This is a genomic window from Methylocystis sp. H62 (assembly GCF_015709515.1).
GTDB lineage: Bacteria > Pseudomonadota > Alphaproteobacteria > Rhizobiales > Beijerinckiaceae > Methylocystis.
In genome coordinates this window covers 25,274-49,181 of the sequence record NZ_JADNQZ010000040.1, presented here as the reverse complement: position 1 = coordinate 49,181, position 23,908 = coordinate 25,274, and the positions used below count along the sequence as shown (strand labels likewise).

27 protein-coding genes and 5 pseudogenes are annotated in these 23,908 nt (G+C 60.4%); 19 read left to right on the top strand and 13 right to left on the bottom strand.

What is annotated here, in order from left to right:
* Positions 1-84 precede the first annotated feature (84 nt).
* Positions 85-348, bottom strand: coding sequence for an SMC-Scp complex subunit ScpB (locus IYY11_RS03195; RefSeq protein ID WP_210331216.1), 264 nt, complete (start codon positions 346-348; stop codon positions 85-87).
* 347 nt (positions 349-695) lie between these two features.
* On the opposite strand from IYY11_RS03195, the pseudogene IYY11_RS03190 reads away from it, so the two are divergent.
* The 3 pseudogenes from IYY11_RS03190 to IYY11_RS03180 form a co-directional block, all read left to right on the top strand.
* Positions 696-1,490 (top strand): annotated as a pseudogene (locus tag IYY11_RS03190) (Tn3 family transposase); the annotation flags it as partial.
* Between the two features lie 317 nt (positions 1,491-1,807).
* Positions 1,808-3,456 (top strand): annotated as a pseudogene (locus IYY11_RS03185) (ISL3 family transposase).
* 68 nt (positions 3,457-3,524) lie between these two features.
* Positions 3,525-4,141, top strand: a pseudogene (locus tag IYY11_RS03180) (IS3 family transposase); the annotation flags it as partial.
* Positions 4,142-4,189: 48 nt separating this feature from the next.
* On the opposite strand, the gene IYY11_RS03175 reads toward IYY11_RS03180, so the two are convergent.
* Complete coding sequence (locus IYY11_RS03175; protein ID WP_196402670.1) at positions 4,190-5,482, bottom strand: IS110 family transposase; 1,293 nt, start codon at positions 5,480-5,482, stop codon at positions 4,190-4,192.
* Between the two features lie 145 nt (positions 5,483-5,627).
* Between IYY11_RS03175 and IYY11_RS03170 the strand changes: the two are divergent.
* From IYY11_RS03170 to IYY11_RS03155, 4 genes and pseudogenes are all read left to right on the top strand, one after another.
* Positions 5,628-5,975: pseudogene (locus IYY11_RS03170) on the top strand (integrase core domain-containing protein); the annotation flags it as partial.
* A gap of 20 nt (positions 5,976-5,995) precedes the next feature.
* Positions 5,996-6,406 (top strand): hypothetical protein, encoded by a 411-nt coding sequence (locus IYY11_RS23665; RefSeq protein WP_196402688.1) that lies wholly within the window; start codon positions 5,996-5,998, stop codon positions 6,404-6,406.
* 20 nt (positions 6,407-6,426) lie between these two features.
* Positions 6,427-6,804: pseudogene (locus tag IYY11_RS03160) on the top strand (Tn3 family transposase); the annotation flags it as partial.
* Positions 6,805-6,813: 9 nt separating this feature from the next.
* Positions 6,814-7,236 (top strand): DUF3363 domain-containing protein, encoded by a 423-nt coding sequence (locus IYY11_RS03155; protein WP_281431666.1) that lies wholly within the window; start codon positions 6,814-6,816, stop codon positions 7,234-7,236.
* Positions 7,237-7,247: 11 nt separating this feature from the next.
* Here IYY11_RS03155 and IYY11_RS03150 read toward each other — a convergent pair whose 3' ends face one another.
* Together IYY11_RS03150 and IYY11_RS03145 are read right to left on the bottom strand one after the other, a co-directional pair.
* Complete coding sequence (locus tag IYY11_RS03150; RefSeq protein ID WP_312029691.1) at positions 7,248-7,580, bottom strand: integration host factor subunit alpha; 333 nt, start codon at positions 7,578-7,580, stop codon at positions 7,248-7,250.
* A 493-nt stretch (positions 7,581-8,073) separates the two neighbouring features.
* Positions 8,074-9,063 carry a LysR family transcriptional regulator gene (locus IYY11_RS03145; RefSeq protein WP_196402668.1) on the bottom strand — a complete coding sequence of 330 codons (990 nt, stop codon included), beginning with the start codon at positions 9,061-9,063 and terminating at the stop codon, positions 8,074-8,076.
* A gap of 110 nt (positions 9,064-9,173) precedes the next feature.
* On the opposite strand from IYY11_RS03145, the gene IYY11_RS03140 reads away from it, so the two are divergent.
* Both IYY11_RS03140 and IYY11_RS03135 read left to right on the top strand, forming a co-directional pair.
* Positions 9,174-9,722 (top strand): nuclear transport factor 2 family protein, encoded by a 549-nt coding sequence (locus tag IYY11_RS03140; protein WP_312029690.1) that lies wholly within the window; start codon positions 9,174-9,176, stop codon positions 9,720-9,722.
* Positions 9,719-10,345, top strand: a complete 627-nt coding sequence (locus IYY11_RS03135; RefSeq protein ID WP_196402667.1) for a cupin domain-containing protein — start codon at positions 9,719-9,721, stop codon at positions 10,343-10,345. Before IYY11_RS03140 ends, IYY11_RS03135 begins: the two co-directional genes overlap by 4 nt.
* A gap of 582 nt (positions 10,346-10,927) precedes the next feature.
* On the opposite strand, the gene IYY11_RS03130 is transcribed toward IYY11_RS03135, so the two are convergent.
* Genes IYY11_RS03130 through IYY11_RS03115 form a run of 4 tightly spaced genes read right to left on the bottom strand, consistent with a single transcriptional unit; the run spans position 10,928 to position 14,310 of the window.
* On the bottom strand, positions 10,928-11,896 hold the full coding sequence (locus IYY11_RS03130; protein ID WP_196402666.1) for a M23 family metallopeptidase: 969 nt from the start codon (positions 11,894-11,896) through the stop codon (positions 10,928-10,930).
* Between the two features lie 34 nt (positions 11,897-11,930).
* Entirely contained in the window at positions 11,931-12,713 is a 783-nt protein-coding gene (locus IYY11_RS03125) for a DUF6544 family protein (protein WP_210331214.1), read from the bottom strand.
* Positions 12,714-12,769: 56 nt separating this feature from the next.
* Positions 12,770-13,294, bottom strand: coding sequence for an ester cyclase (locus IYY11_RS03120; RefSeq protein ID WP_196402665.1), 525 nt, complete (start codon positions 13,292-13,294; stop codon positions 12,770-12,772).
* Positions 13,291-14,310: an Acg family FMN-binding oxidoreductase gene (locus tag IYY11_RS03115; RefSeq protein WP_210331213.1), complete on the bottom strand. Its 1,020-nt coding sequence runs from the start codon at positions 14,308-14,310 to the stop codon at positions 13,291-13,293. Before IYY11_RS03115 ends, IYY11_RS03120 begins: the two co-directional genes overlap by 4 nt.
* Before the next feature lie 394 nt (positions 14,311-14,704).
* On the opposite strand from IYY11_RS03115, the gene IYY11_RS03110 reads away from it, so the two are divergent.
* From IYY11_RS03110 to IYY11_RS03075, 9 genes are all read left to right on the top strand, one after another.
* Entirely contained in the window at positions 14,705-15,043 is a 339-nt protein-coding gene (locus IYY11_RS03110) for an ArsR/SmtB family transcription factor (RefSeq protein ID WP_196402664.1), read from the top strand.
* Complete coding sequence (locus IYY11_RS03105; protein ID WP_196402663.1) at positions 15,040-15,504, top strand: SRPBCC domain-containing protein; 465 nt, start codon at positions 15,040-15,042, stop codon at positions 15,502-15,504. Before IYY11_RS03110 ends, IYY11_RS03105 begins: the two co-directional genes overlap by 4 nt.
* Before the next feature lie 39 nt (positions 15,505-15,543).
* Complete coding sequence (locus tag IYY11_RS03100) at positions 15,544-16,038, top strand: SRPBCC domain-containing protein (protein ID WP_196402662.1); 495 nt, start codon at positions 15,544-15,546, stop codon at positions 16,036-16,038.
* Positions 15,995-16,567 carry an SRPBCC domain-containing protein gene (locus tag IYY11_RS03095; RefSeq protein WP_246719588.1) on the top strand — a complete coding sequence of 191 codons (573 nt, stop codon included), beginning with the start codon at positions 15,995-15,997 and terminating at the stop codon, positions 16,565-16,567. Before IYY11_RS03100 ends, IYY11_RS03095 begins: the two co-directional genes overlap by 44 nt.
* A gap of 41 nt (positions 16,568-16,608) precedes the next feature.
* The gene (locus IYY11_RS03090; RefSeq protein WP_196402661.1) at positions 16,609-17,073 is read left to right on the top strand and encodes a GyrI-like domain-containing protein; all 465 of its coding nucleotides are present in this window, start codon (positions 16,609-16,611) and stop codon (positions 17,071-17,073) included.
* Between the two features lie 101 nt (positions 17,074-17,174).
* A complete protein-coding gene (locus IYY11_RS23195; protein ID WP_281431665.1) occupies positions 17,175-17,300 on the top strand; it encodes a hypothetical protein in 126 nt (41 codons plus the stop codon).
* 24 nt (positions 17,301-17,324) lie between these two features.
* Entirely contained in the window at positions 17,325-17,777 is a 453-nt protein-coding gene (locus IYY11_RS03085; protein ID WP_210331212.1) for a DNA alkylation repair protein, read from the top strand.
* Positions 17,713-19,014, top strand: coding sequence for an amidase (locus IYY11_RS03080; RefSeq protein WP_196402659.1), 1,302 nt, complete (start codon positions 17,713-17,715; stop codon positions 19,012-19,014). The genes IYY11_RS03085 and IYY11_RS03080 overlap by 65 nt, the downstream gene beginning before the upstream one ends.
* A gap of 180 nt (positions 19,015-19,194) precedes the next feature.
* On the top strand, positions 19,195-19,587 hold the full coding sequence (locus IYY11_RS03075; RefSeq protein ID WP_196402658.1) for a GFA family protein: 393 nt from the start codon (positions 19,195-19,197) through the stop codon (positions 19,585-19,587).
* Between the two features lie 120 nt (positions 19,588-19,707).
* Here IYY11_RS03075 and IYY11_RS03070 read toward each other — a convergent pair whose 3' ends face one another.
* The 5 genes from IYY11_RS03070 to IYY11_RS03050 form a co-directional block, all read right to left on the bottom strand.
* Positions 19,708-20,025 carry a DUF6958 family protein gene (locus tag IYY11_RS03070; RefSeq protein WP_210331211.1) on the bottom strand — a complete coding sequence of 106 codons (318 nt, stop codon included), beginning with the start codon at positions 20,023-20,025 and terminating at the stop codon, positions 19,708-19,710.
* Between the two features lie 715 nt (positions 20,026-20,740).
* Positions 20,741-21,118, bottom strand: coding sequence for a nuclear transport factor 2 family protein (locus IYY11_RS03065; protein ID WP_196402657.1), 378 nt, complete (start codon positions 21,116-21,118; stop codon positions 20,741-20,743).
* Between the two features lie 59 nt (positions 21,119-21,177).
* Positions 21,178-21,651, bottom strand: a complete 474-nt coding sequence (locus tag IYY11_RS03060) for a DUF1772 domain-containing protein (RefSeq protein WP_196402656.1) — start codon at positions 21,649-21,651, stop codon at positions 21,178-21,180.
* Positions 21,652-21,704: 53 nt separating this feature from the next.
* A complete protein-coding gene (locus tag IYY11_RS03055; RefSeq protein ID WP_196402655.1) occupies positions 21,705-22,082 on the bottom strand; it encodes a VOC family protein in 378 nt (125 codons plus the stop codon).
* Between the two features lie 30 nt (positions 22,083-22,112).
* Complete coding sequence (locus tag IYY11_RS03050; protein WP_196402654.1) at positions 22,113-22,958, bottom strand: alpha/beta fold hydrolase; 846 nt, start codon at positions 22,956-22,958, stop codon at positions 22,113-22,115.
* A 259-nt stretch (positions 22,959-23,217) separates the two neighbouring features.
* On the opposite strand from IYY11_RS03050, the gene IYY11_RS03045 reads away from it, so the two are divergent.
* On the top strand, positions 23,218-23,877 hold the full coding sequence (locus tag IYY11_RS03045) for a TetR/AcrR family transcriptional regulator (protein ID WP_246719587.1): 660 nt from the start codon (positions 23,218-23,220) through the stop codon (positions 23,875-23,877).
* The last annotated feature ends 31 nt before the right edge of the window (positions 23,878-23,908 follow it).

Below are 23,908 nucleotides of genomic sequence, written 5' to 3'. Positions count from 1 at the left end.
AATGCTCCCCGGCGTCGCTCTCCGCAAAATCTTCGCGAAAGGAATGGCGTCGGGACCGGCACCCGGTTGCCTCCTCTCCAAGAGTCATTCGTCTTCGAGCTGCTTGATGTCGGGGAGATCGCGCAGCGTCGCGAGGCCGAAGACCTCGAGAACCTTCTTGGTCGTCACATAGGCGAATGGTGCGCCTGACTCCGGCGCGCGCAAGGTGTCATCGATCAGGCCATGGCGCTTGAGCGCGCCAATGACGTCGCGGCTGATCTCTTTCCCGGCGAGCCGCGAAAGTTCGGCGCGGGTACCGGGTTGCAGATAGGCTATCGCGGTCACCGCCAAAATCTCGGTCGGGGTCAATTCGGGCGCGTCGGCATGGCGCTGATCGCCGCCGCCCGCCGCGCAGATCGCCGGCGCAAAGCGCGGCTTATAATAGTGTCGATTTCGGTTTCAAGATGAGACTCACGATCTTTTGAAAAACAGGGGCTTAAAAAAACCAGTCTCAGTCCGATTTCGGTTTCAATTGAGACTATATCGGCACATTTTCGGTTTCAATTGAGATTGATCGACCGGTCGATCAACCTTACTATAACGACATGGCTGGTCTGGTCGACGATTCAAACGATCCGCGTTGGCAAGAGACTGAACGCCGAGACCAATTTCATCACGAACTGTTAAAGGCAACTGGATGGAAAGCGACGCGAGACGTCGTCGATGCCGCGCATGTGCTCGACGGCCTGATGCATCATGAAAGTTCGCTCGACATTCGCGAGCATTACACCGACACCGCCGGCGCGATCGATCATGTGTTCGCACTGTGTGGCCTGTTGGGCTACCGCTTCGCGCCGCGCATCCGCGATCTTGCCGATCGAAGGCTTTATGTCCTCGATCCCAGAGCGGAATATAAGGCGCTTAAATCCATGATCGGCGGCGTGGTCGATATGCGCGTCATCGGCGACAATTGGGATGAAATCCTGCGCGCGGGCGCGTCGATCAAGGCCGGAACTGTCGCGCCTTCCGCGCTCATGCGCCGGCTCTCGGCCTATCCGCGGCAGAACGCGCTCGCCAAGGCGCTGCGGGAAATCGGCCGCATGGAGCGCACGCTGTTCGCGCTCGACTGGATCAGCGACCCTGCCTTGCGCCGCCGCGCCAATGCCGGCCTCAACAAAGGCGAAGCGCATCACGCTCTCAAGCGGGCCGTGTTCTTTCACCGCCTTGACGAAATCCGCGACCGGACTTTCGAAAACCAGCGCTACAGGGCTTCCGGCCTCAATCTCGCGGTCGCCGCGATCATTCTCTGGAACACTGTCTATATCGGACGCGCCGTCAACGCTTTGCGCACCCGTGGCGAAGACCTGGCTGACGAGCTTCTCGCCCGTGTCGCGCCGCTCGGCTGGGAGCATATCGCCTTCAACGGCGATTACGTTTGGCCCGCCGAACCCCTCGGAGTTGCCTTCCGGCCCCTCAGAAACCCCCGCTCTGAGCTACTCGATGCGGCTTAGAGTAGGATTTTGGGAAGATTCTGCGATGATGGGGTGGACGGCGCCCCGAGCGGCATCATCGTGCCAAGATGGCCGCTATCGCAGCACCATCTAAGGAAAGCCGTCCATGGGGAAATCTAGCTGTCGGGAGCCATTTTGGCGTGACAATACGTTTTCAGGAAAATCAATGATTTAACCGTAGCCATCATGCCTCGGAATATCCATTTAATTGGGTCTGCCTCATTTTTCGTGCTTTTTACCGGTTGGTGACTTCGCTGTCGGTATTGAGCCGCATGAAAGCAAAATCGACATGGACGCTCGGGCCAGGCGTCAGAGCTATGGCCGTGGAGCGCGATGGCGATCGTTGGGTAATTTCGGCCGCCGCGCGAGAGATCGGCTTCTGTCCCGGATGCGGGGCGCGATCACGACGGCGACACAGTCGATATTCGCGCTGTTTACAGGATCTGCCGGCTCAGGGCGCGGTTGTCGCATTGAAAGTCCTGATGACGCGATGGCGTTGTCTGAACAGGGTGTGCGCACGAAAAACATTCTCCGATCAACTTCCCGGCGTCGCCGCCCGACATGCGCGCCGGACGTTACGCGTTGGTCGCCTTCTTCAGCTATTTGCACATGGCGCCGGCGGCAAGCCAGGCGAGCGGCTGATAAACCGCCTCGGCATGCCGGCGAGCGACGACACCCTCCTGCGGCAGTTGAAGCGGGGCGCGACCCGCAGGATCAACGATGTTCGTGTGTTGGGCGTCGACGATTGGCGCCGGCGGAAGGGAGAGAGTTACGGAACCGTGATGGTGGATCTGGAGCGACGCGAAGTTGTCGATGTCTTGCCCGGACGTTCGACGGAAGAAACGGCGGACTGGCTGCGCCAGCATCCAAATGTAGAAGTCGTCAGCCGGGACCGTTGCGGACTTTATGCGCAGGGAATACGCCACGGCGCGCCACAAGCGCGTCAGGTGGCGGTCGGTTCCATCTACTGCAGAATTTGCGCGAGAGGATCGAGCACCAGCTAAGTCGTTCCGATAGAGGCCTGGCGCGTCCCTCCTCGCCGAGAACTGAAGGTGAAGATTCTGGCTTGATTTCTTGCAGCACACCGGGGCGGCAAGTGATCGCTGAGGACAGGTATCTTAAGCGACTTGCATACCACCGTTCGCGACAGGCGATGTTTGAAAAGGTTCAGCTTCTGAAGGCTGAAGGAAAGAACATTCGCCGTATCGCTCTGGAAATGGGCGTTAACTCGCGCACCGTCAGGAAGTGGGTGCATGCAAGCGAAATGCCTGAACGCCGCGAGCGCACTCCAACGCCAACATCGCCGCGCTATTTTCGGGATTATCTCGCGGACCGTTGGGCGAAAGGATGCAGGGGTGGCCGACAACTCTTCGAGGAGATTCAGCAACGTGGCTATTGGGGCAGCCGTTCCAACATGGAGCGCCTCTTGGGAAAGTGGCGAGGCATGGAGCGTACAGCGCTTGCACCAACCAGCGCGCCCTCGCCGAACGTTTCCCCTGTGACTACGACGGCGCTTCCACTTCGCGCGATCGATCCCGAAACGGGTTGGGCCATTTCGCCGATCATTGGCGCCGCGCTTTGCATAAAGCCACGTGGAATGCTGACGGCGCGGCAAGCCGCTAAGGTCATAGCCCTGAAGAAAGCTTCACCAGATTTTGTCGCCATGCGCGCGCTCGCGATGCGATTTCGGGGCGTTCTTCATTGCAAAGATATGAAGCGACTCGACAAATGGCTTGACGACGCTCAGCGATCAGGAATTTACGCCATGCAACGCTTCGCATGTAGGTTACGCGGCGATATTCAAGCGGTCCGAAATGCGGTGGCGGAACCTTGGAGCAATGGTCAAACTGAGGGACAAATCAATCGATTAAAAACGCTCAAGCGCGCCATGTATGGCCGCGCGAGCACCGAGCTGCTGCGCGCGCGTATGATGCCGATGTTGGCGCTTCCGGAGCACGAAAAGTGAGGTGGTCCGCCCCCTGAAAAGTGATCCTCCGTGAAGTATGGCTTTTGAGCCTATGAGGAGGATTTGAGATGGGCAGGAAACGGCACAAGCCCGAGGAGATTGTCGCGAAGCTTCGTCAGGTCGACGTGCTGACGACGCAAGGGCATTCGGTTGCGGAAGCCATTCGATCGATAGGCGTTACGGAAGTGACGTATTACCGCTGGCGCCAGGAATATGGCGGGCTGAAGAGCGACCAGGTCAAGCGGCTGAAGGATCTCGAGCAGGAGAACGCCCGGCTTCGCAAGGCGGTGTCTGATCTGACGCTTGAGAAGCTGATCCTGAAGGAGGCTGCGTCGGGAAACTTTTAAGCCCCGCCCGCCGTCGCGCCTGCGTTGAGCGCGCAAGGGAGGCGTTCGGCGTGTCTGAACGCTTCGCCTGGCGCGTGCTCGGCCAACATCGTTCGACGCAACGTAAGATCGCCAGGACGTCAGATGACGAAGCGGCTCTGACCGCCGACATCATCGCGCTCGCCCTCCAATATGGGCGATATGGCTATCGGCGCATCACGGCGTTGCTGCACGACGCCGGCTGGGCGGTGAACCTCAAGCGCGTCGAGCGGATCTGGCGGCGGGAGGGGCTGAAGGTCCCAGCAAAGCAGCCCAAGCGAAAGCGACTGTGGCTGAACGACGGATCATGCATTCGGTTACCGTCCTCAACACGAGATACCGATCCAGGTGGAAGACCCGAGCATTATCTACAGGGTCGCCGAAGCGCCCTCACGGCTCCTGCTGAGAGAGGTTCTCCCGCCTGGCGCCGGCCCTTCGATGAAAGGCCGGTAGTCTGAACCACTTTTGATGACAGCGTGGACGACGCGCGCCATCTTGGCGGTAATCGCTGTGAGCGCCTTGCGCTTGAGATCGGGATTGTCTCGGTCCCGAGCGATGTAGCGCTCGAACTTGTCCCTAAAGCTGTTGTCGCGTTGACGGATCGCGACCTGTCCTGCGAGCCAAAGCGTTCGCCTCAGGCGCCCATTGCCATACTTCGACAGCTTCGTTTGGCTACGGAACACGCCGGATTGCATCGTGGCGAGATCAAGCCCGCAGAACTTCAGGAACTGACGGTGATGGCTGAACCGACGCAGATCGCCGGTCTCGGCGAGGATGGTTAGCGCATTGATCGGCCCGATGCCTGGGATACGGCGAAGGAGCCGAAAATCCGCGCTGTCGCCAAGGAGCTCGCCGGCCATCACTTCGATCTCGCCGCGTTGTCGTATCAAGCTGCGAGCCTCTGCGATGACCATGCGGAACATGCGTATCGCCGGCGCATCTGGCGCTAGAGGCAGCCCGATGGAGGCCTTCGCCGTTTCGTAGATATCTGTCAGCAGTCGCTCCTTTGATACCTTCCGGCCAACAACCGACCACGCCGCCTCGACGAATGCTTCCTTGCTCAGAGTGGTAATGCTCGCCGGTGTGGGAAACTGTTCGAGAAAGGCGAAAAACCAGTCGCTGCGGCTGTTTCCCCTGAAGCGGTCGATCTCGGGAAAATACAGTGGCAGGTAATGCGTGAGAATCCGATGCTGGATCTCGGTCTTGGCCCTCGAGATCGCCTCATGGGTCTTGGACAGTTCCTGGACGTCGTTGATTCCGGCGACCAGCGGATCGTAATAGCGCTGGGTCGCGCCGATCCGCAGCATGTGCAAAATCACCTGCGCGTCTTTCGGATCGTTCTTGTCCCAGCCGTTGTGCAGCGCTTCGCGCGTTCGCGCCAGCGCCATCGATGACACGAGGCGCGCCTCAAAACCGGCTTCGATCAGCCGCCAAGCCAAAGGTCGATGATAGTTGCCGGTCGCCTCAAAGGCGCAGATCACAGGGCGAATATAGCCAGCCAGTGTCCCGACGAATCGATCATGCTCAGTCCGATTGTTCAGCACCGTCAATCGCCGTCGACGCTGATGATTGGCCGCCTCAATGAGGACTTCGTTGCGCGCTTTGGCGACGTCGATCGCTACCAGCACGGGGTCGTTCGGGATAGGCTGCATGTTGGTCATGGCCGGACTCTCCGGAATGAGGATTCAAACACCGTCATTCTAGAGACGCATCGCCCGGCCATGGCCGCCTCGAGCGGCGCGCGCTTGCTGCTTAATAGCAGCGCGCGCCGCTGGCTCGGCGGTCGCCCCATCACCCTTCCGCAGGTGCTATGGCCCCGAGTTCATCGCCAAGGCCGTGCAGGATTGGATAACCGCTGTCGGCGCCAGGACCGCTTACATCGAGCCAGGCAGTCCATGGGAGAATGGCTCTTGCGAGAGCTTCAACTCGAAGCTTCGTGACGAACTGCTAAACGGCGAGATCTTCTACTCGCTCAAGGAAGCGCGGATCATCATCGAAAGCTGGCGGCGTCATTACAATGAAGTGCGGCCACATTCGTCGTTGGGGTATCGGCCGCCAGCCCCGGCGGTTCTGTTCCCCGAGCGCCCGGCTGCGCAACCCCAGCCAGCTCCGCCGGGCGCTCAGCCGCTGGTCCAAATGCCGATCTTGAACTAACATCCGAACTGGATCGCCCGATGGGGGCCGACCAAGACGTGCCGCGCCTACGTCGTTTCCTATGGAGCGGCTACGTTGACGAGACCCGCGACGCGCTCAGACTGATGAGCTATTGGGTTCGCAGCGCCGTCTCCGAACATACCCACGAGATCAACGCAAAAATGAAACGATTTCTGGTGCTCATCGACGAGTTGGCGACATACTTAAGATTGAACCAGGCTTCCGTAATCAATTGTTGTCAGCGCTATTGGAAGGGTCTGCCGATTTCGAGCTCGCGAGCAGAGTCCGCGGTCAACGCGCTGGTCAATGCGCGCATGAACAAGTTGTGGCAGATGCGCTGGTCGCCGCGCGGCGCGCAACGTGTGCTTCAAGCCAGAGCCGCTGTGCTCGATGGTCGGTTGAAAGCGGGCGCATTCCATCTCGCGGCCTGACCCCCAGCTATTTCCCACTCCCCGACCCAGCTCTGCGGCGGCGGACGAACGCTGGCCTCAACAAGGGAGAGGCGCGTAACGCGCTCGCCAGGGCAGTGTTCTTTCACCGTCTTGGCAAAATCCGCGACCGGACGTTCGAAAATCAACGCTACCGCGCTTCTGGACTAAATCTGGTCGTCTCAGCGGTCATCCTTTGGAATACAGTCTACCTCGGCCACGCCGTAGCCGAACTGCGTTCCAGTGGAGTACCGGTCCGTGAGGATTTGCTCGCTCATATCGCGCCGCTCGGTTGGGAGCATATCACCTTCAAGGGGGACTATGTTTGGCCGACGGAGCCGCTACAAAACGCCTTCCGGCCCCTCAGAAACCCGCGCTCTGAGCTACTCGATGCGGCTTAGCGTACGATTTTGGGAAGATTCTGCGATGATCCCGGATTTGGCGCCGAGGTCGACCGTGCGATGAAACAGCGCAGAGAGACACTCGTCGAAATGGGTCATGCCAGGCGCACGCCGGATAACGTCATTCGCGCGCGGGGGGACTTGGTAAGTCGACTGGAGCGGGGCGAGATCGAGCGCTTCGGAAAATCCATGGCGGCGGACAAGCACGCCCCCTTCAAAATGAAAGCGGAGGGGGAGCGCGTCTCGGGCGTCTTCACCGGCACGACAAACCTGGTCTCCGGTAAATACGCCGTCATCGAGAACGCCTATGAGTTCACGCTCGTTCCATGGCGGCCGGTGATGGACGATCGTCTCGGACGCCAGATCAGCGGCGTCGTCCGAGACTCGGGAATCTCAAGGGAATATACCCGGGCGCGGGGGATTGGAATTTGAGCGATCGTTGCTCAATAGGGAAGGCAGTCGGCAGATTCTCGATTTATTCGCGTGAGTAGCGCCGGCGACGGGCGAAAGGTCACGACCCTGCGAGCGCTAATCACCGCCTCCACCCCGGTCTTGGGGTTGCGCCCGGTGCGCTGTCGCTTGGCGCGGAGGTTGAACGTTCCAAAATTGCGCAGCTTGACCGGTTCGCCGCGAACAAGCGCGTCGGACAGCTCATCGAAGGTCTCATTGAAAATCCTTCGAGCCTCGGCACGGGACAGCGTTGGGCAACAATGATAAATCGCCGCTCGCAAGTCGTGTCGCGTGAACGTTCGCACTCTTTCGCTTTTCTTCAGCACACGAACGCCGGCAGTTGATCCGAACCTTGCACGCTCGCCTCCAAAAACGCTCATGGCCACACTCCACTGCGATGATTTTGCCGAAAACCTAACGATTATTCGCTCTTTCTCGGCCACGCAACTTGCGAGAATCCGATCCCTGCGGCCTTCACCGCGCGCATTCCCAGCCGCCAAGCCTATGCCACTTCCGCATCCATGGCTCCAAGGCCAGCCTCGAACAGGCCGTCATCGCCGGAGAACAAATCGGCAAGGGTGTTCGCAGTTTTATACGCAAATGGCGCCCCAGCGTAGATGAAACTGATAACTACGTTTCCGCTGGAGCACTCTGATATTCCAGCCTTCGGGCCGCAGGCGCCACCATGAGCATCCGAGGTTCGCCGAGACTACTACGACCACTTGAAGGATCGCTCCGCAGGCGATGCACTTGGCATACCGCCGATCATTCGATCCAGCGCGACGTGTGAGAGCCTCCGGGGTGGCATACAAACTGAAATTACCGCTGCTGTTTTCGTGATCGCGCACGGGCGGAGGGTTTCGATGTGCCTTGCTCGTCTTCCGAGAGCAGATCGTAAAGCCACGCCACGCCTGCGTCCATCATCGCCGCCTTGGAAGCGACGGCGTTGAGTCGGAATCGCCTCAGCGGCAACGGCGAGTCCACCCCCACGATACCAAAGCGCACCGCGTGAATGGTCGCGAGCCTCCTCGGTACGGCAGAAATCAGATCGGTCTCGGCGATGATGGCGAGGGCGAACATGAAGTTTGGAGCCGTCAGCGCGATCCGCCGCGAAAGACCTTCACGGGCCAGCGCGGTATCTACAAAGCCCTCGGGATCACCGGTGGCCGAGACCACCAAATGCAGTGCGTTGCAATAGTGTTCAAGCGTCGGATCCTCCGCGAAGGGATGTCCGGCGCGCACCGCGATGACGAAATCTTCCTCGTAGAGTGTCCGGCTATGGAAACGCACCGGCGCGCCATCCAAGGGGATCACGGCGATATCCATCACCCCCGCCTCCAATTCGGCGCAGGCGGATTGCCAGGCGCGCTCGGGCGACGGCTCCCCTTTCGTTGGCATCAGTGGACGCAAGCTGATGTCGACGCCCGGCGCGGCCTGCCGGAGTTTGGCCAAAAGCGCGGGCAAAAACACGGAAGCGGAACCGTCCGGGGCGCTTATCGTGAATCGGCGCGTGGATATCGCTGGGTCGAACGGCGCGGCCGTCGAAAGGATGCTCCTTGTCCGGCTCAGAACGTCAGCGATCGGAAAAGCCAATTCGGTCGCGCGGGCTGTGGGTACAACGCCCTTGGGTGTTCGCAGAAACAGCGGGTCGTTGAGAAGCCGGCGCAACCGGCCGAGCCCGTGGCTCACAGCCGAAGCCGTCAGATTTAGCCTGTCGGCGGCGCGCCCGACGTGACGCTCTTCCAGAACGGCCTCGAAGAGTACGAGCAGATTGAGATCGGCTCGCGAAAGGTTAATTCTGTTCAGCATATCGTGTAAAACGTATCATTTGATTCAGCGTAATGGAAGTGCGATTTCAACCGAACGCACGGCACGAAACGGCCGCGCAGCAATGGAAAATCAGGATCAGGAGTCACTCCGTGTCGCAATCAAGACGTTCAATTCTCGCCGCCGCAGGGTGCCTCGCTACGTTGGAAATCGCGGGCTCAGTGGGATTTCCAGCCCCCGCCCTCGCGGCGCCTGCAACTGCCGACGATGTCGCCGAACTGATCCGTCGGTCCGCCGCCGCGCACGCGGCGCTCATGCGCGGCGATCTCGGCGGATACCGCGCGCTGATTACCTACACGGACGACTTCACGTTGATGTCCCCGTTCGGAGGCGCGCCGACACTCGGTTCGGACATGACGAACGAGCGCATGGAGGCGATGGCTCGGTTCTTCAGGAACGGCACATTCGAGCAGGAGCTGGTGCAGGCCTACGGCTCGGCCGAAATCGTCGTCCTTGCCGTCATTGAACGGCAGAATGTCGAGGTCGGGGGACTTCCCGCGCAGGAATGGCCGCTGCGTGTCACTCTGGTCTATCGTCGCGAGGGCACTGAATGGCGGCTGGCCCATCGGCACGCCGACCCTCTCGTCGAAAGCATCAGCCTGGAACGGGCAGCTGCGCTTGCACAGGGAAAGACCGAATGACGGAGAGCGATCCGGCCAGGCGGCAAGTGGCGTCGGCAGAATTGGAGATGCGCATGATCGGCCGAGACACGGTCATCAAGAACACGTTCAACAACGAAACCTTCGTTTTTTCGGGCGCGCCGGACGAATCCGGCCATCTTGGTTTCGACGTCGTCCTAGGCGAAGGCGGAACCGGCGGAGGCAATGCGCTGATCCATGTGCATCCGTTGGCCGACGAGACTTTCGCGGTGTCCTCCGGGCGTTTGAAGGTCATCATGGCGGGAAAGGAGCATTTCGTCGGAGCCGGTGAGACCATCACCGTTCCACGCGGCACACCCCATTACTTCGCCAATGCGAGCGCAGAAGCGATGAAAGCCACCGTGTCCTTTTTTCCGCCTCAACAACATCTGCGCTTTTTCCGCAACTTCGCCATGCTGACCCAGCAAAGGCCCCAATGGTTCTCCGCCAAAGGAGATCCGAAGCTCCTGCTCATTGCATTGGTTCTCGATGTCTACCACGATCACCTTTATTTGGCGGGTCCACCCATTTGGCTTCAGAAGACAGCCTTCGCGATACTGGCGCGCGCGGCGCGCTGGCGCGGCTATGCGCTGCCGGTATCGCCCTGCACCTCCGATCCAAACTGATTGCGGCGCTTGCGACGGCAAGCCGTGTTTGGCTTACGTGGGAAATCGCAGGTTCGGCGGTATTTGGCGCCCCAGCGTAGACGAAACTGACAACTACGATTCCGCTGGAGCGCTATGATGTTCCAGCCTTTGGGGCGCGAATGCCGCCGCGAGCATCCGAGGCACGCCAGAGCTACTACGACTGATTGCAGATCGCCCCCGTGGTTAAGGCCGCGCTTGCTCGTCTGCTACGCGAAGAAAGGCAAATGCCGGTCGTAATCCTTGGCCGACCGTGGGGGCCTCGATCTAACAACCTCATGAAGTGTAGAGCGATCACCACCAGGAGCGCCGTGTTCAGAGTGACCAGGGCGTGCGCGAATTGCAGAAGATCATTGTTGCGCCCTCTTAGGATGAGTTCCTTTGGACCAAGCAGGCGAGGATTCAACAACCCTGGATGAACCGCAAAGGCGAAGATGAACACCAACGGGAAGATGACGAAGGCCAGACCTGTACCGATCCGCCTGCCAAAAGTCAGCACCTCGCTCCTATTCATTCGAGTCTCCGCATTGAACGAAGCCGCAGAGCGTCAACTTGACACCGCGTTCATCGGGTCGAGACCGCAATCCGGTCGTTGCGCACCGGAAAGCGACCATCGAAGCTGATGAACAGCGGCTCGCCCGAGAACATCGCCGCATTGTCCGCAAGCCTTTGGGCATGAATGTGCAAGTGCGGTTCGCCTGATTGCCCCGAGTTTCCAGCCAGGGCGACCTGCTCGCCGACCACGACCCGGTCGCCGGTTTCCACACGCAGGCTGCCGTTTTGGAAATGCGCGAGGAGAACGCCGACGCCGTCGCAGTCGAGGAAGACATAATTGCCTTCAAGCCGGGATCGGTCCTGTTCAGGCACGGGCATGTCCGGCATGCCGTCGCCGGCGGACAGCACGGCGCCTGCGCATGGCGCCAGCACCGGCTCACCGAAAATTTCATAGCGGGCCGGTTCGCGCGGGCGCCAACCTGGCGCTCGTAGCCCAAAGCCGCCGAGCTTCACCAGATCGACGCCGTAGGATTGGCCGCGATAGGCGCGCTGGCGCTCAGTCGCCGGATTGAGCGTCAGGAAGTGGGCGTTCACGATGTCGCGCGATCCGCCGTTCGCCACCAGATAGACGCCCGGACCCAACGGAAAGGCGAGATCAATCGCGGCGCCACCGTGCGCCCAACGGCCCGAGAGCGCAGTGACGCTCACGACGCCGCTCAACATGCCAAGCAGACCGAACAAAACCAAAGACGCCCATGCCGATGCCCGGCTGGGAAAACCGCGCGACGAGGAAATCCGTCGGCTGATGATATGAACAAGAACGGTCGAGAACCAGATGGCGAGATATGCAACCGGCGTCCACCAGGGCAGCGCGAGCCAGGGCGGCGCAAAGCACAAGGCGATCAACGCAAGGCCTGTGCTTGCGAATTGAAGCCAGTGTCCGAGCGTGCTCCTGATTGGAGCGAATCCGAACCATACGAGCAGCGCAAGCGGCAGGACGATCTGGAGTCCGATGATGCCAAGGTCTGCGGCGCTCATGGCGCATCCTCCGCCGCCGGGAAGCGGATCGCCGTCACATTCGCCTTGAAGAAGGGAAAATACGCGTCCGTGCCGAGATGATTGCCGCCCTCGACCCGTGTCGCAGGCGGTAGCCGCCGAACGTCCTGAACTCTGACATATCGCCGCCAAAAGGCTGCTCGCGAAAGACCTTGTCGGGGTTTTCGTTGCTCCAGCGCTGGATAAGACTGCGGATCGGCCGGCCGTCTTCGGCGACGGTGATATCGACTGCCTGCGTGAATTCTCCGAAGCGCACAATGGCGCGCGCGCTCGTCGCATCGAGAGGCGCCCATGTGACATTCTCCCCTGGCAGCAAGCTGGCAGGCGCCCAGAGCGCCGCTTCAGCAATGACTCTGCCAAAGGCCGAGCGGCGATGGTCGTCATTGCGACTCACGCGAACAACCGGGACCAGCCCAAACAGCCAGAACCTCGTCCACGAACTGTCCGGTGTCGCGCCATCAGACCCGCTGATAGATCCTGCTTTCGCGCGCCAGACCATGCCATGGGGAGGGGCGAGGATCTGGCGGGCCGACATCGGCCGATAGTCCGGCCTCTCTTTCGTGCCGAACTCGATTTCGCCGGTCATCTCGATCTCGACCGCGCGGCGGAGCGGCGCCCCAGGTTCGATCATGTAAAGAAAATAGCGCTGCGCCGGTTCCGGGAGCCCTTCGATCATGGCCGGATCGAAGGCTGCAGCAGCAGGACCGGCTACCTTCATCAGGCGCTTCCTGGCGAGATCATCGGCCCTCCGGTCCAGCCACCGCCAACTGGCAAGGCCAAGAAGGCCGAGCAGGAGCAAGAAAAGTGTCGCGAACAACCAGTTCATTGAGCAAGCCCATTTCTGTCCAGGCGATATCAGTTGCGTTTTGCGCGCTCCCAGAACGCCGAAACGTGCTGCATCCAGAGACCGAGCTGTGCGCCAAAGGTGCCCGCCTCCGGAACGGCGCCGATCTGACGGGCGAGGTCCAGCATGTTGAGAACGACTGTGTGCCGAGATAGCAGGCCGTCGCGAAGGGTTGAAAATTCCGCTGTTTCGAAACAGAGCCGCCCCCGCGTCGGCGCGAAGCCGGGCGGCGTGAGCGGACCCATCATCGTTCCCGATATCCGCAGCCGAACAGCAAAGCCATCGCCCTTGGCGGAGAGATAGGGACCGTCCATCAACTCAACCTGCACATCGGGAAGCGCCGGAAACATGATCTCCTCGTGGAATCGGCGCACCGCTTCCCGGCCGCACAATGGTTGCGGCGCTGCGGGATCGTCCCAGATCACGTTCTCGGCGCAGAGTTCGGCAATGGCGTACGGATCGTGCGCATTGACCGCACTGTGTAGGCGGCGGAGGAAGTCATCGGCGAACGCCGTATCGACCGGAAGATCGGTCATTTGCTTTGCACGTCTGTAATGGGCCGCCTAAGGCTGTAGGGAGCAAGCGGCCCGCGGCCGTAGCGAACCATCAGATGCGCGACCTCGTTGCGCTTGAGGCCGAGCGCCGCATGCAATTGGGGCCGCAAGCGCCGGACTTCGATCGGCTGGTTAATGAAAGCATTGCGGATGCCGCGCTCGGTGGCCGCCAGCGCGAAGCGCTCATACGACCGACCGGTCTCGATCGAGGTTTGCACGTTATCGCGCTCGCCGATGAACACGGCGATGCCGGCGGAGGATCTGAGATTCTCGGTGTCCCTCGCCATCTGGGATTTCGGAGTAAGTACAAATCCCATCAGCGGCTTTGCCAGCCAGGCCGGCAGTTGCGGCTGTCCGCTCGGCCGTCCGCCGAGGCCGTCACCTGTGCCGATCGCGGCGGCGTCGTTAAAGCGGATCCAGTGAATGAGTTCGCGCCGGAAGGCTGGATCGGAAAGTTGTGTGCGATTGCCCTCGTTCACACAGTCGAGAATTGTCTCCTTGAGCTTCGCGTCGTCGATGAGCAGCACACGGACGCCAATGCCCATGCCCGCAGACTCTATCGCGCTGCTGTCGGACGGAGCGAGCGCGCTGCCGTCATAAGGGGATTTGGTGCACTGGCGTTCGGCGATGGCTTTGAGGGCACTCGCTCCCGCCTGGATTGCGGTTTTGGTCAGGCCAACGACGACACGTCCATCGGATTCAATTCTAATGTCAGGCGCCAGTCCGTAAGCGGGCGCCGCTGCCGCGAGATTCTCGGCCGCGCATCCAAGGCTCTTGAACAGATGGCTGTCGTCGGGGTCCACGACGGGACAGCGCCGCGAAAAGTCGGGGGAGATTGTGATCGCGTCGGCGTCGATGCGAAAGCTCCAGGGCTGCGTATTGTGGCTCGAGGCGGCGAGCGTCGCCGCATGCACGAGCGCCTGCATCGGATTGCCGTCTCCCGGCCTCGGCAGCGTACGCAGGCGGGAAGCGGCGGCGGCATAGGATCGATCAGTCATACCCAGGAGAGCCTTTTCGGATCATGGACTTGATTGCGTGGTCCCTCGGCGACGGCTTCGGCCCGGCGGCGAGGCGTAGCGCCTCCGCCCGCTCCCGGTCACGTTTGCGCATCTTCGAGGGCTTCGGCGTAGCAGGGAGTAGCGAAATCGAGAACTCGTGGTTTGCATCTTCGCCGACACCAGGGGCCAATTTCAACTGTCGTAGTGCCCGCGATCACGCCCGCGCGGATGGTGGCAGAGGAAGAGCCTGGCTACGGCGACGGCGGTCCGAACCGGGTGCTGTGGGATAATTCCGCCGGCGAGGCGTGCAGCGCAATTGCCGGCGTCCGCGAAAGGGGCTTGACACTGGCCTTCTCGTTATATAATAAAGAAGTTATATAACGAAAGTCGCGGCATGCAGAATCTCGACGCCACCTTCTCGGCGCTGGCCGATCCGACCCGCAGGGCGATCCTTGCCCGTCTCGCCTTGGGCGAGACGACGGTGATGGAGCTGGCCGAACCGTTCGACATGACTCAGCCGGCTATCTCGCGCCATCTAAAGGTGTTGGAGGGGGCCGGGCTGATCATCCGCCGGATCGAGGGCACCAAACGCCCGTGCCGACTGGCGCCCTCGGCGATTGATGAGATCGATCAATGGCTGGGCACGCTGCGCCAAGCCTTGGCGAAGAACTACGACCGGCTCGACGCCGTCCTGGCCGGAATGAAACCCAAGAAACGAAAGGCAAGACGATGAGCAAGTTGATGCTGAAGACCGAAGGCGACCGGCATGTCGTCGTTGTCCGGCGCTTCGCGGCTTCGCCCGAGGCGGTCTATCGCGCCCATACCGAGCCGAAGCTGATCCGGCGTTGGATGCTCGGACCCGAAGGCTGGAGCATGCCTGCTTGCATCTGCGAGGCGCGTTCCGGCGGTAAAATCCGCTACGAATGGGCAGACGGCAAAGGCGGCGGCTTCTACCTCACGGGTGAGTTCATCGCGCTGGAGCCGTTCAGCCGCATCGTTCACGTCGAGCGGATGCATCTGCCGGACGTCACGCCCGACAACCACATCGAAACGCGCTTCGAAGCCGACGGCGCCGGCACGCTGATGACCATGCGCATGACGCTTCCCGACGCCGCGACGCGCGACGCGATGCTCGCCACCGGCATGGAGCACGGCATGGAAGCGAGTTACGCGCGCCTCGAGGCCATGGCTTGATTCCTCAATTCGTATCCTCACCGCACGAAGGTAACAACAATGCTCGCTGCATCCCCCGTACATCACGGCACCGTTGTCGTCGAACAGGCGATTAATGTGCCTGTCGGACGCGCCTACGCCGCATTCGCTGACGCAAAGGAGCGAACCAGTTGGGCGGCCCCCACTGATAGGGCTGTGTTTAACTACGAGGAGGCAGATTTTCGTGTCGGCGGCCGAGATGTCGCTCGATGCGGAGCAAAGGACGACCCTCGATTCTGCGTTGAATCGCGGTACCTCAATATCGTGCCTGAGCGGTGTGTAGTCACGGTTGAGACGATCAATGAGGACGCGAAGCCCCTCGCGGTGAACATCACGACCACTGAATTCGTACCCGATGGCCACGCCACGAAGGTGAAAGTAACTGCTCAGGTCATCTCGTTTGTCGGCGACGACATGATTAAAAACACAGAGGCTGGACACGCTGGTTCGCTGGCCAATATGGCCCGCTATCTTGAGCAAGCACAGCGAGATGATGAAGATGTTCGGGCAAGATGATGAGGATGCGATTGAGGCCCTTGCTGCTGGCTGGAATGAAACCCAAGAAGCGAAAATCGAAACGATGAGCAAGGTTACAGTGAAGGCCGAAGGCGACCGGCACGTCGTCGTTGTGAGGCGCTTCGCGGCTTCCCCCGAGGCCGTCTATCGCGCCCATACCGAGCCGAAGCTCATCCAAAGATGGTTGGTCGGGTCCGATGACTGGAGCATGCCCGTTTGCATCTGCGAGGCGCGTTCAGGCGGCAAAATCCGCTACGAATGGACAGACGGCAAAGGCGGCGGCTTCTATCAAACGGGCCAGTTCATCGCGCTTGAGCCATTCAGCCGCATTGTGCATGTGGAACGCATGTATTGGCCTGACCCGACGCCGGAATACCAGGTCGAGACGCGCTTTGAAGCCGCCGGCGCCGGCACGCTGATGACCATGCGGATGGCGTTTCCCGATGCGGCGGCGCGCACCGCGATGCTCGCGACCGGTATGGAGCACGGGATGGAAGCGGGCTACGTGCGGCTCGATGTCATGATTTGACGCCCCAATTCACGTCCACATGTCACGAAGGAGTGATAACAATGCTCGCCGCACCACTGATCATCCAGACCACGGCTCAGATGGCGGCCGTCATTCGTCTCACTGTTCCACGCAACGAGATGATGAAAGTGTTCGGCCCCGCCGTCGGCGAGTTGATGGCGGCACTCGCCGCACAAGGCGTGGAGCCGGTCGGCGCGGTGTTCGCGCATCATCTGAAGATGAGCCCGGACACGTTCGATTTCGAACTGGGCGTGAAAGTCTCGGCGCCGGTGAAAGCGGCTGGGCGCATGAAGCCGGGCGAGCTTCCTGCCGCAAAAGTGGCGCGCACGATTTACAGCGGTCCCTACGAAGGTCTCCCGTCGGCCTGGGGCGAATTCGACGCATGGCTGAAGGCAAACGGGCACGAGAAGGCGGAGAGCCTTTGGGAACTCTATTCCGTCGGACCGCAATCGACCCCCGACCCGGCGAACTGGCGCACGGAGTTGAACCGGCCGCTCAAGGTATGACTCGCGCCGCAAGTTCGATGATCGCGCGCCTGGAAAATGTCGGTGCTCGGACCGTGCTCGCGTCACTCGAACGCGTCAGAAGTAAAAGTGTTCGTGACGCAATGTCAGCGCGATACGGCATCCAAACGAAAACGGCGCTTGGCGTCGCCATGCGCGATATGCTGGCGATCGCCAAGGACATTGGCGTAAACCATCGCTTGGCGTTGGCGCTGTGGGAGACCGGCTGATACGAGGCGCGAATGGTGGCATCAATGATCGATGATCCGGCGCTTGTCACTTCCGCTCAGATGGAGCGTTGGTGCAACGACTTCGACAATTGGGGGATCTGCGACACCGTTTGTTTTAAGCTGTTTGACCACACGCCGCACACTTGGGCAAAGATTTGGAAATGGGCCGCCAGCGACAGCGAGTTCGTCAAGCGCGCGGGCTTTGCACTCCTTTGGGCTCTGAGCTTGCATGACAAGTCTGCGGCAGACGAGCCATTTGTCCGGGCATTGTCACTGGTAGAACGCGAAGCGAGCGATGATCGACGCCTGGTTAAGCAAGCCGCGAGCATGGCCTTGAAGGCCATCGGCAAACGAAACCCTTCGCTCAATCAGGCCGCGCTTGCGGTGGCGAGAGATTTGGCGCGTTCGCCGGATGTCCCATCAAGCTGGGTCGGAAAGGACGCGGCCAAGTGGCTCGTCCGCAATCAAGCTACATGACAAACTTCCATCACGGAGTGCAGCGACCAATATGACGAACACCCCCTCGACACTGGCGGAACTCAACGCCGCCTATACTCACGGCGCGCTCAATCCTGTTGATCTGACGAACGCCTCGCTGCACCGCGCTGAGGCCGAGAATGATCAAAGTCGCGCCTTCATCACGATCATGCGCGACAGCGCGCTTGAAAGCGCCGAGGCGTCTGCTAGGCGATACGCGGCCGGCACTCCTCTCTCCGTGGTCGATGGCGTTCCAATCGCCGTAAAGGATTTCTTTGACACCGCCGACACGGCGACAACTGCTGGCTTCCGCCATTTCGTACAGCGAGTTCCAAAATCTGATGCGGCCATCGTGCGCAGGGTGAAAGACATTGGAGCGACCATCCTCGGCAAATCGAACATGGACGCTTTCGGACGCGGCACGACGGGGCTTGCCAGCGATTTTGGAGTGGTCCGCAACCCGCGTTGGCCGGAGCATGTGCCGGGCGGTTCGTCAGCTGGCTCCGCGGCGGCGATTTCGGCAGGCCTGGTCTTTGCCAGTATCGATACGGACGCAGCTGGATCGGCCCGGCTTCCCGCCGCTTGCTGTGGTATCACCGGTTTTAAGCCAACCTACGGTCTTCTCTCCGGGGAAGGAATTCTCGCAGACCAGCCCGCGGATGAGACAATCTTGACTTCCGCACACGTAGCGCTTCAAGCCCGTTCGGTCGCCGATATCGCACAGCTGCTATCGGCGTTGACAAGCCAGGCATTGTCAATGCGGGTGACGGCGATGAAGGTCGCGCGCGTATCGACAGCCCACTGGCACAAGTCGATGCAGCCCGCGATGGACGCGGCGATCTCGCAACTAGAATTATTGGCGGTGTGCGCAGGCAGCGTCGCGACGCCCTTGGAGCTGGCGGTCTTCGACATTGCAAACGTGACGCGTCACCGGGACAATTCCAATGAACTCCTGTTCCAAGATTGCGATATTTTGGCCTTGCCAACATTGGCGGAGCCTGTACCCACCGTCAGTGACGCCGAAAGCAACAAGGAGATGGGCGTACGCGCCGAGAATGTATTTTTCGCGAACTACTTTGGGCTTCCGGCCGTGACGATACCTGTCGGATTTGCCGCAGACGGATTGCCGGTATCCCTCCAACTCGTAGGACGGGCCGGCCAAGACATGGAGGTTCTCGCCCTGGCAGCGGCGCTTGAGTTGCGCCTCTCCGGCGAAACCAGAGAATCCTGCGGTTAGCGAAACAACGGCCCGCCCGGCGCGACCAGCCGGCAGTTCCCGCCTGTTGGCAGGCATTCCGGACTCGGCGCGCAACGAAGCATTTTTCGCCGGTTGCGGACGTTCTCACCTCAGCACAAACTAGTCGGACCCAAAGGCCAACCGAAGGTAGCCACCGCTTGATTTTCGAGGTGTCGAAGCATGGAACGATTCACCGGCGGTTGCCTGTGCGGCGACGTTAGACTTGTGGCATCGGGCCCCCCATACCGGGTTGGTCTTTGTCACTGCCTCGACTGCCGCAAACATCATGGGGCCCTGTTTCACACTTCCGCAGTGTTCCCTCGGGATGCTGTCACGATCAATGGAGAAGCACGCGACTACGCTGGACGGTTTTTCTGTCCGCGCTGCGGCTCGTCCGTTTTCGCGCGCACCGCAGACGAAATCGAAGTGAACCTGGGATCCCTGGATGCCCCTGACCTACTGATGCCAACCTATGAGCTCTGGACCATCCGTCGCGAGTCATGGCTGCCGCCGTTTCCGCTCGCGAGACGATACGACCGCGATCGTGACGCCACAGGTTGCTTTGAGGAGTAGGCCGCACGAACGGTGCGAAGGCGCGTGCCGGCTTCGAGCCACCAGTGAATAAGCACCACGCCATTTCGACGATCCGCTGAGAAACGATATCCACGAAGCACGCGACACCAGCAGCCTATGTCATCGCTTGTGCCAGCGGAGTGGTTTGGTCGCCTCTCGTGCAATGACGCCCTTCGCCTCCAAGTCGAGTTGAACCGCCTTCTTCCACCAGCCGGCCTTGGCGCCTTGCGGAAACAATTCATCGGGGAGATGTGGAAGCAAGGCCTCTCCAATTTCCGCAGCTGTCATGCCCGGTGTTTTTTTTGGAAGAACCTTGAGAAAGGCCTGCTTCATGGCACCGTACTTATCAGCATCGACACGAACGATGCGCCCAGGAGACAGAACATTTTCGATTTCGACCTTTTGAGGTTTCGCCACAGCCACTTCAGATAGTCCCATTTTAGAGTTGGCATCGTTGCGTCACCTCGCGGTGAGCGCTCATTCGCCGCTGAACGCCCGGTGCAGGGTTTCGGGGGCTGGTGTTGACACCACGATCCAGGCTCATCGATGAATCAGCATTGCAATCCGGGCAGCAAGGAGCTTCGCCATAAACCTGAGGGGGAACGCCGGGTAACTGGGCACGTCGCTCGGAACGTCGTTGTTCTCGGGCTTAGACTTTGTTTGGATGCGCATCTGCAAGGGCAGGACATCTCCCTGAAACCGTGCTCGGTACACTGAAAGCCAATGCCCCTTTTCGAAGTTGAGGAACATGGCTGAATTGCAGCAGGTGGCGACGAGGCGGTTCGTGGCCGAATTCTCTGTGATCTTGTAACTCTGCAATAGCTGGGCTCCTCTTGAGCAACGAACGCGATCCTTCCGGTAGAGAACGTATGCGGTCCCGCCATCGGGATCGCGAGCGGATCCTGCGTTCGGCAACGCTTCAATTTGCCGAGAGCCTTCCTGGCAATTGTCGCAGTAGCAGACGACGCTTGTGATGGGAGCGCCAATCGCTTCGAGCTCAACGCTTCCGCACGAGCACGAAGCAGTCGCAGAGGTCTTTTGAGGGCCGGACATTAGTTACTCCTGTTCAGTGATGCCCAACGTTCAAGCTCAGCTGACCGCGCAAGCGTGCAAAGCACGCTGTAGCGGGTCGGCTAGAGCGCAGGGTTGGGCATCAAGAGGCAACCGGCGTCAAATGAGTCAGCGTGCATATCCATCTGTCACCTGTCTTTACGTAGACATCCGTTATCCATTCGTCTGCACTGATCGGCGCGCCCTTGAATATGCCCGTGTTGCGACCGCGCCCAGTAACGACTGCGACGTTTCCATAGACACGGACGCGTAAAATGTCTTTGGTCATGCTGTCGTGGCTCAGAATGCCTTGCCCGACTGCGTGCAGGAAACCGTCTCTGGATACCGGACCCACCTCTGGTGTCACCAACGTCCAGTCCTCGGAAATACAGGATGAGATCGCAGCAACATCATTCGAGATTACCGCTCGATTAAATGCCTCTTCTACCGCCGAGAGTTCCTTGAATAGGGTTTCGTCCATCGTGTCGCTCCTCATCATTAACCAATGCCAAACGTATATTAGGCGTCATTCTCGCTAGGCTACAGCACAGCCATGCTTGCCGCGCTGCAAGCTGCCGAGGCAACCGAGGCGAAGGTGCGCACATGGTTCCAGCGCACCCATTCGTGCAAGTATTTCGGCCAGTAGGCTGCCGCCTCAGGCGACCCGCTGGTCAAGCGAGCGAGCCGCTCATTGCGAGGCACGTTGAAGAACAGGGTGACGCCCAGCGATCCGACCAAATACAAGAGAGCCGCAGCGAGCAGCAGAACGGAAGGCGTACCGTTCCAGGGTGTGATGGACGAGACGGCACATCCAATTGAGAGCAAGCTTGTTCCGAGAAAGGCAGCCATGAACAGCGGGTTGATCACAACGACGTTGATGCGCTGCATAGCAGCAACACCCGCTGGAACCGACAGCTCAGACAACGCCTTCATCACGAAGGTCGAGAAGGCGAAGAACACTCCGCCGACGATGCCAGCACCAACGGAGGCTAGGAGCACGAGTGCTAAGAGCATATGGGAGTGCCGGTCGCTTTGAGCTCGACGTTTCCGCTTGAGCCATCGGACATTTACATGAAATTCCCGCTTGTACTGACCAGCATGCGATTGCCCTCGCTGTCCCGAAACTCCGCGATTGTACGTCCCGGCTCGTAGGGAGCCTCTTGTAGTTCGGTGATGATCTCCACACCCTTCGATTTCAGGGTTTTGACAATCGCTTCGACGTTGTCGTCCACCAACACCAGGACGGGCTCTTCGGACGGCGCATCGTCTTTGCGCCTGAGGAAATGCAACGTGGTTTCAGCGCCTGCAAATTTAAGTTCGATCCATCGCCACCCGTCCTTGCCCATGGGCTCGTCGGCGGCGATCTGGCAGTCGAAATGGTCGGTATAGAACTTTTTGGCGCGGTCCTGATCGAATACGGGCAGCTCGGCGAACTGGATATGCATGGTGGTTCTCTTACTCGTCGTGACAGATGGTCATTCGCCGCTGAACACCCGGTCCAGGGTCTCGGCGAAGGTGTCGGCGTGCGGGCCAAAGCCCATATGGTCGCCGGGGAAGCGGGCCGGCTCGGTTCCAAGTTTCTCGGCCAGCGCCATTCCCATGCCTTCGATGGGTTGCCCGGCGGACTGTTCGCCGATGGCCACCACGACACGCGGTTTGCCCGCGCGCAGCGCATCGACGTCGGGACGGTAGAGGGAGAGCGGCATGACGCCATAGGCGAGCCAGTACTCAAAATTTCCGCTGACCCGGGCAAACGTCTCCGTCGCTTCTGGGGAGATGGCGAACTCCGGTGGCGCCTCGCCCCGGTCCGCTTCGTCCGCCAGGCCGTTGTCGGCAAAGAACTGCGCCATTGCGGCATCGACGCCGTCGCGACGATAGGTGTCGTAAAGACCCTGCGAGCCGGCTACCGCTTCTGACGGGTCGGGTAACAACATCATGCTCGGGGGTTCGTGCGCCACCAGTGCGCGCACCAGCTCTGGATGGCGGGCCGCGAGGTTAAGCCCGATCTGCGCGCCACCGCTGGTTCCAAACACATAGGCCGGCCCGCAGCCAAGCGCTCCGATCAGCGCCGCGGCGTCGTCGGCTTGCACATCGAGTTGCAATTCCTCGGGCTCGCCGTCGAAGGTGCTGCGGGAGTTGCCGCGCGGGTCGTAGGCCACAACCGTGTAGCGGTCGGCGAGATATCGCGAAAGGTCGGCGAATACGCCGGCATCCTGCGGGCCGCCGGGGATGATCAGCAGGATGGGGCCGGTTCCCCGCATTTCAAAATAGATCCTAGCGCCCGGCACTTTCTGCGTGGACGATCTGGTGGTGTGCGTCATAGCAATGTCTCCTGCTGATTGAGGCGAGGAGCAGGATTCGCCCGCAGCCTCAGTGGTTTGGGCCAAGCCGGGGGCGACTGAGAGGAGTGCCCCCGCTGTGGCCGTGACCAGCAAAAACCTGCGCTTCAACATGTCAGTTCTCCTGCTCGGTTCTGAGCGATCCGGATAACAGGCACCGGCAGCCTTGCATAGAACTAGACTGTCTAGTACCACTAGTCAACACAACTAGGTTCTCGGTGGCGGGAGGGGTAGAGGTTCCATGACCAAGGCGGCTTCAGCAGACCTAATGGCAGGGGTTGAAGGCTCGCACCGTTCCGCGCGGAAGCGTCGAGCAATCCTTGACGCTGCCACGGAAGTTTTTCTCACAGGCGGGTATCTCGGCGCCAGCATGGACGAAATCGCCGCTCGTTCGGCGGTGTCGAAGCAAACCGTCTACAAGCATTTCGCGAGCAAGGAGGCGCTGTTCGTCGAGATCGTGACCAGCATGACCGACGAAGCCAGTGGCAAGGTCCTCAACGAAATGCCGGACATAGGCGAGGGGAAGGATCTCGCCGAGTATCTGCTGAACTATGCGTATCGTCAGCTCACGGTGGTGCTGACGCCACGAATTATGCAGCTGCGCCGCCTGGTCATTGGTGAGGTCAGCCGCTTCCCGGAATTGGCGAGGGTTCTCTACGAACGCGGACCTGCCCGCGCGCTGGAAGCACTCGCGGCGTTGTTCATACGTCTGGCCGATCGTGGACTGCTCGTGATCGATGATCCATTGGTCGCGGCGTCCCAGTTCAACTGGCTGATCATGTCCGCCCCTTTGAACCAAGCCATGCTTTTGGGAGACGAGGCGATTCCAAAGCAGGCAGAGCTTCGCCGACATGCTGCAGATGGCGTGCGCGTATTCCTCGCAGCATACGGCAGGCAATGACCTGCCCGCGGATGACGTTTTCCCGTTGCGC

Bases quoted from the DNA above. Each gene is read 5' to 3' on its own strand.
- IYY11_RS03110 (WP_196402664.1), top strand. From the start codon at position 14,705: ATGCAGAATCTCGACGCCACCTTCTCGGCGCTGGCCGATCCGACCCGC.
- IYY11_RS03120 (WP_196402665.1), bottom strand. From the start codon at position 13,294: ATGACCGATCTTCCGGTCGATACGGCGTTCGCCGATGACTTCCTCCGC.
- IYY11_RS03175 (WP_196402670.1), bottom strand. From the start codon at position 5,482: ATGACCAACATGCAGCCTATCCCGAACGACCCCGTGCTGGTAGCGATC.
- IYY11_RS03065 (WP_196402657.1), bottom strand. From the start codon at position 21,118: ATGGACGAAACCCTATTCAAGGAACTCTCGGCGGTAGAAGAGGCATTT.
- IYY11_RS03135 (WP_196402667.1), top strand. From the start codon at position 9,719: ATGACGGAGAGCGATCCGGCCAGGCGGCAAGTGGCGTCGGCAGAATTG.
- IYY11_RS03130 (WP_196402666.1), bottom strand. From the start codon at position 11,896: ATGAGCGCCGCAGACCTTGGCATCATCGGACTCCAGATCGTCCTGCCG.
- IYY11_RS03070 (WP_210331211.1), bottom strand. From the start codon at position 20,025: ATGGGACTATCTGAAGTGGCTGTGGCGAAACCTCAAAAGGTCGAAATC.
- IYY11_RS03080 (WP_196402659.1), top strand. From the start codon at position 17,713: ATGTCCCATCAAGCTGGGTCGGAAAGGACGCGGCCAAGTGGCTCGTCC.
- IYY11_RS03050 (WP_196402654.1), bottom strand. From the start codon at position 22,958: ATGACGCACACCACCAGATCGTCCACGCAGAAAGTGCCGGGCGCTAGG.
- IYY11_RS23195 (WP_281431665.1), top strand. From the start codon at position 17,175: ATGTCAGCGCGATACGGCATCCAAACGAAAACGGCGCTTGGCGTCGCC.
- IYY11_RS03100 (WP_196402662.1), top strand. From the start codon at position 15,544: ATGCTCGCTGCATCCCCCGTACATCACGGCACCGTTGTCGTCGAACAG.
- IYY11_RS03105 (WP_196402663.1), top strand. From the start codon at position 15,040: ATGAGCAAGTTGATGCTGAAGACCGAAGGCGACCGGCATGTCGTCGTT.
- IYY11_RS03055 (WP_196402655.1), bottom strand. From the start codon at position 22,082: ATGCATATCCAGTTCGCCGAGCTGCCCGTATTCGATCAGGACCGCGCC.
- IYY11_RS03045 (WP_246719587.1), top strand. From the start codon at position 23,218: ATGACCAAGGCGGCTTCAGCAGACCTAATGGCAGGGGTTGAAGGCTCG.
- IYY11_RS23665 (WP_196402688.1), top strand. From the start codon at position 5,996: ATGGGGGCCGACCAAGACGTGCCGCGCCTACGTCGTTTCCTATGGAGC.
- IYY11_RS03075 (WP_196402658.1), top strand. From the start codon at position 19,195: ATGGAACGATTCACCGGCGGTTGCCTGTGCGGCGACGTTAGACTTGTG.
- IYY11_RS03090 (WP_196402661.1), top strand. From the start codon at position 16,609: ATGCTCGCCGCACCACTGATCATCCAGACCACGGCTCAGATGGCGGCC.
- IYY11_RS03145 (WP_196402668.1), bottom strand. From the start codon at position 9,063: ATGCTGAACAGAATTAACCTTTCGCGAGCCGATCTCAATCTGCTCGTA.
- IYY11_RS03085 (WP_210331212.1), top strand. From the start codon at position 17,325: ATGATCGATGATCCGGCGCTTGTCACTTCCGCTCAGATGGAGCGTTGG.
- IYY11_RS03060 (WP_196402656.1), bottom strand. From the start codon at position 21,651: ATGCTCTTAGCACTCGTGCTCCTAGCCTCCGTTGGTGCTGGCATCGTC.
- IYY11_RS03115 (WP_210331213.1), bottom strand. From the start codon at position 14,310: ATGACTGATCGATCCTATGCCGCCGCCGCTTCCCGCCTGCGTACGCTG.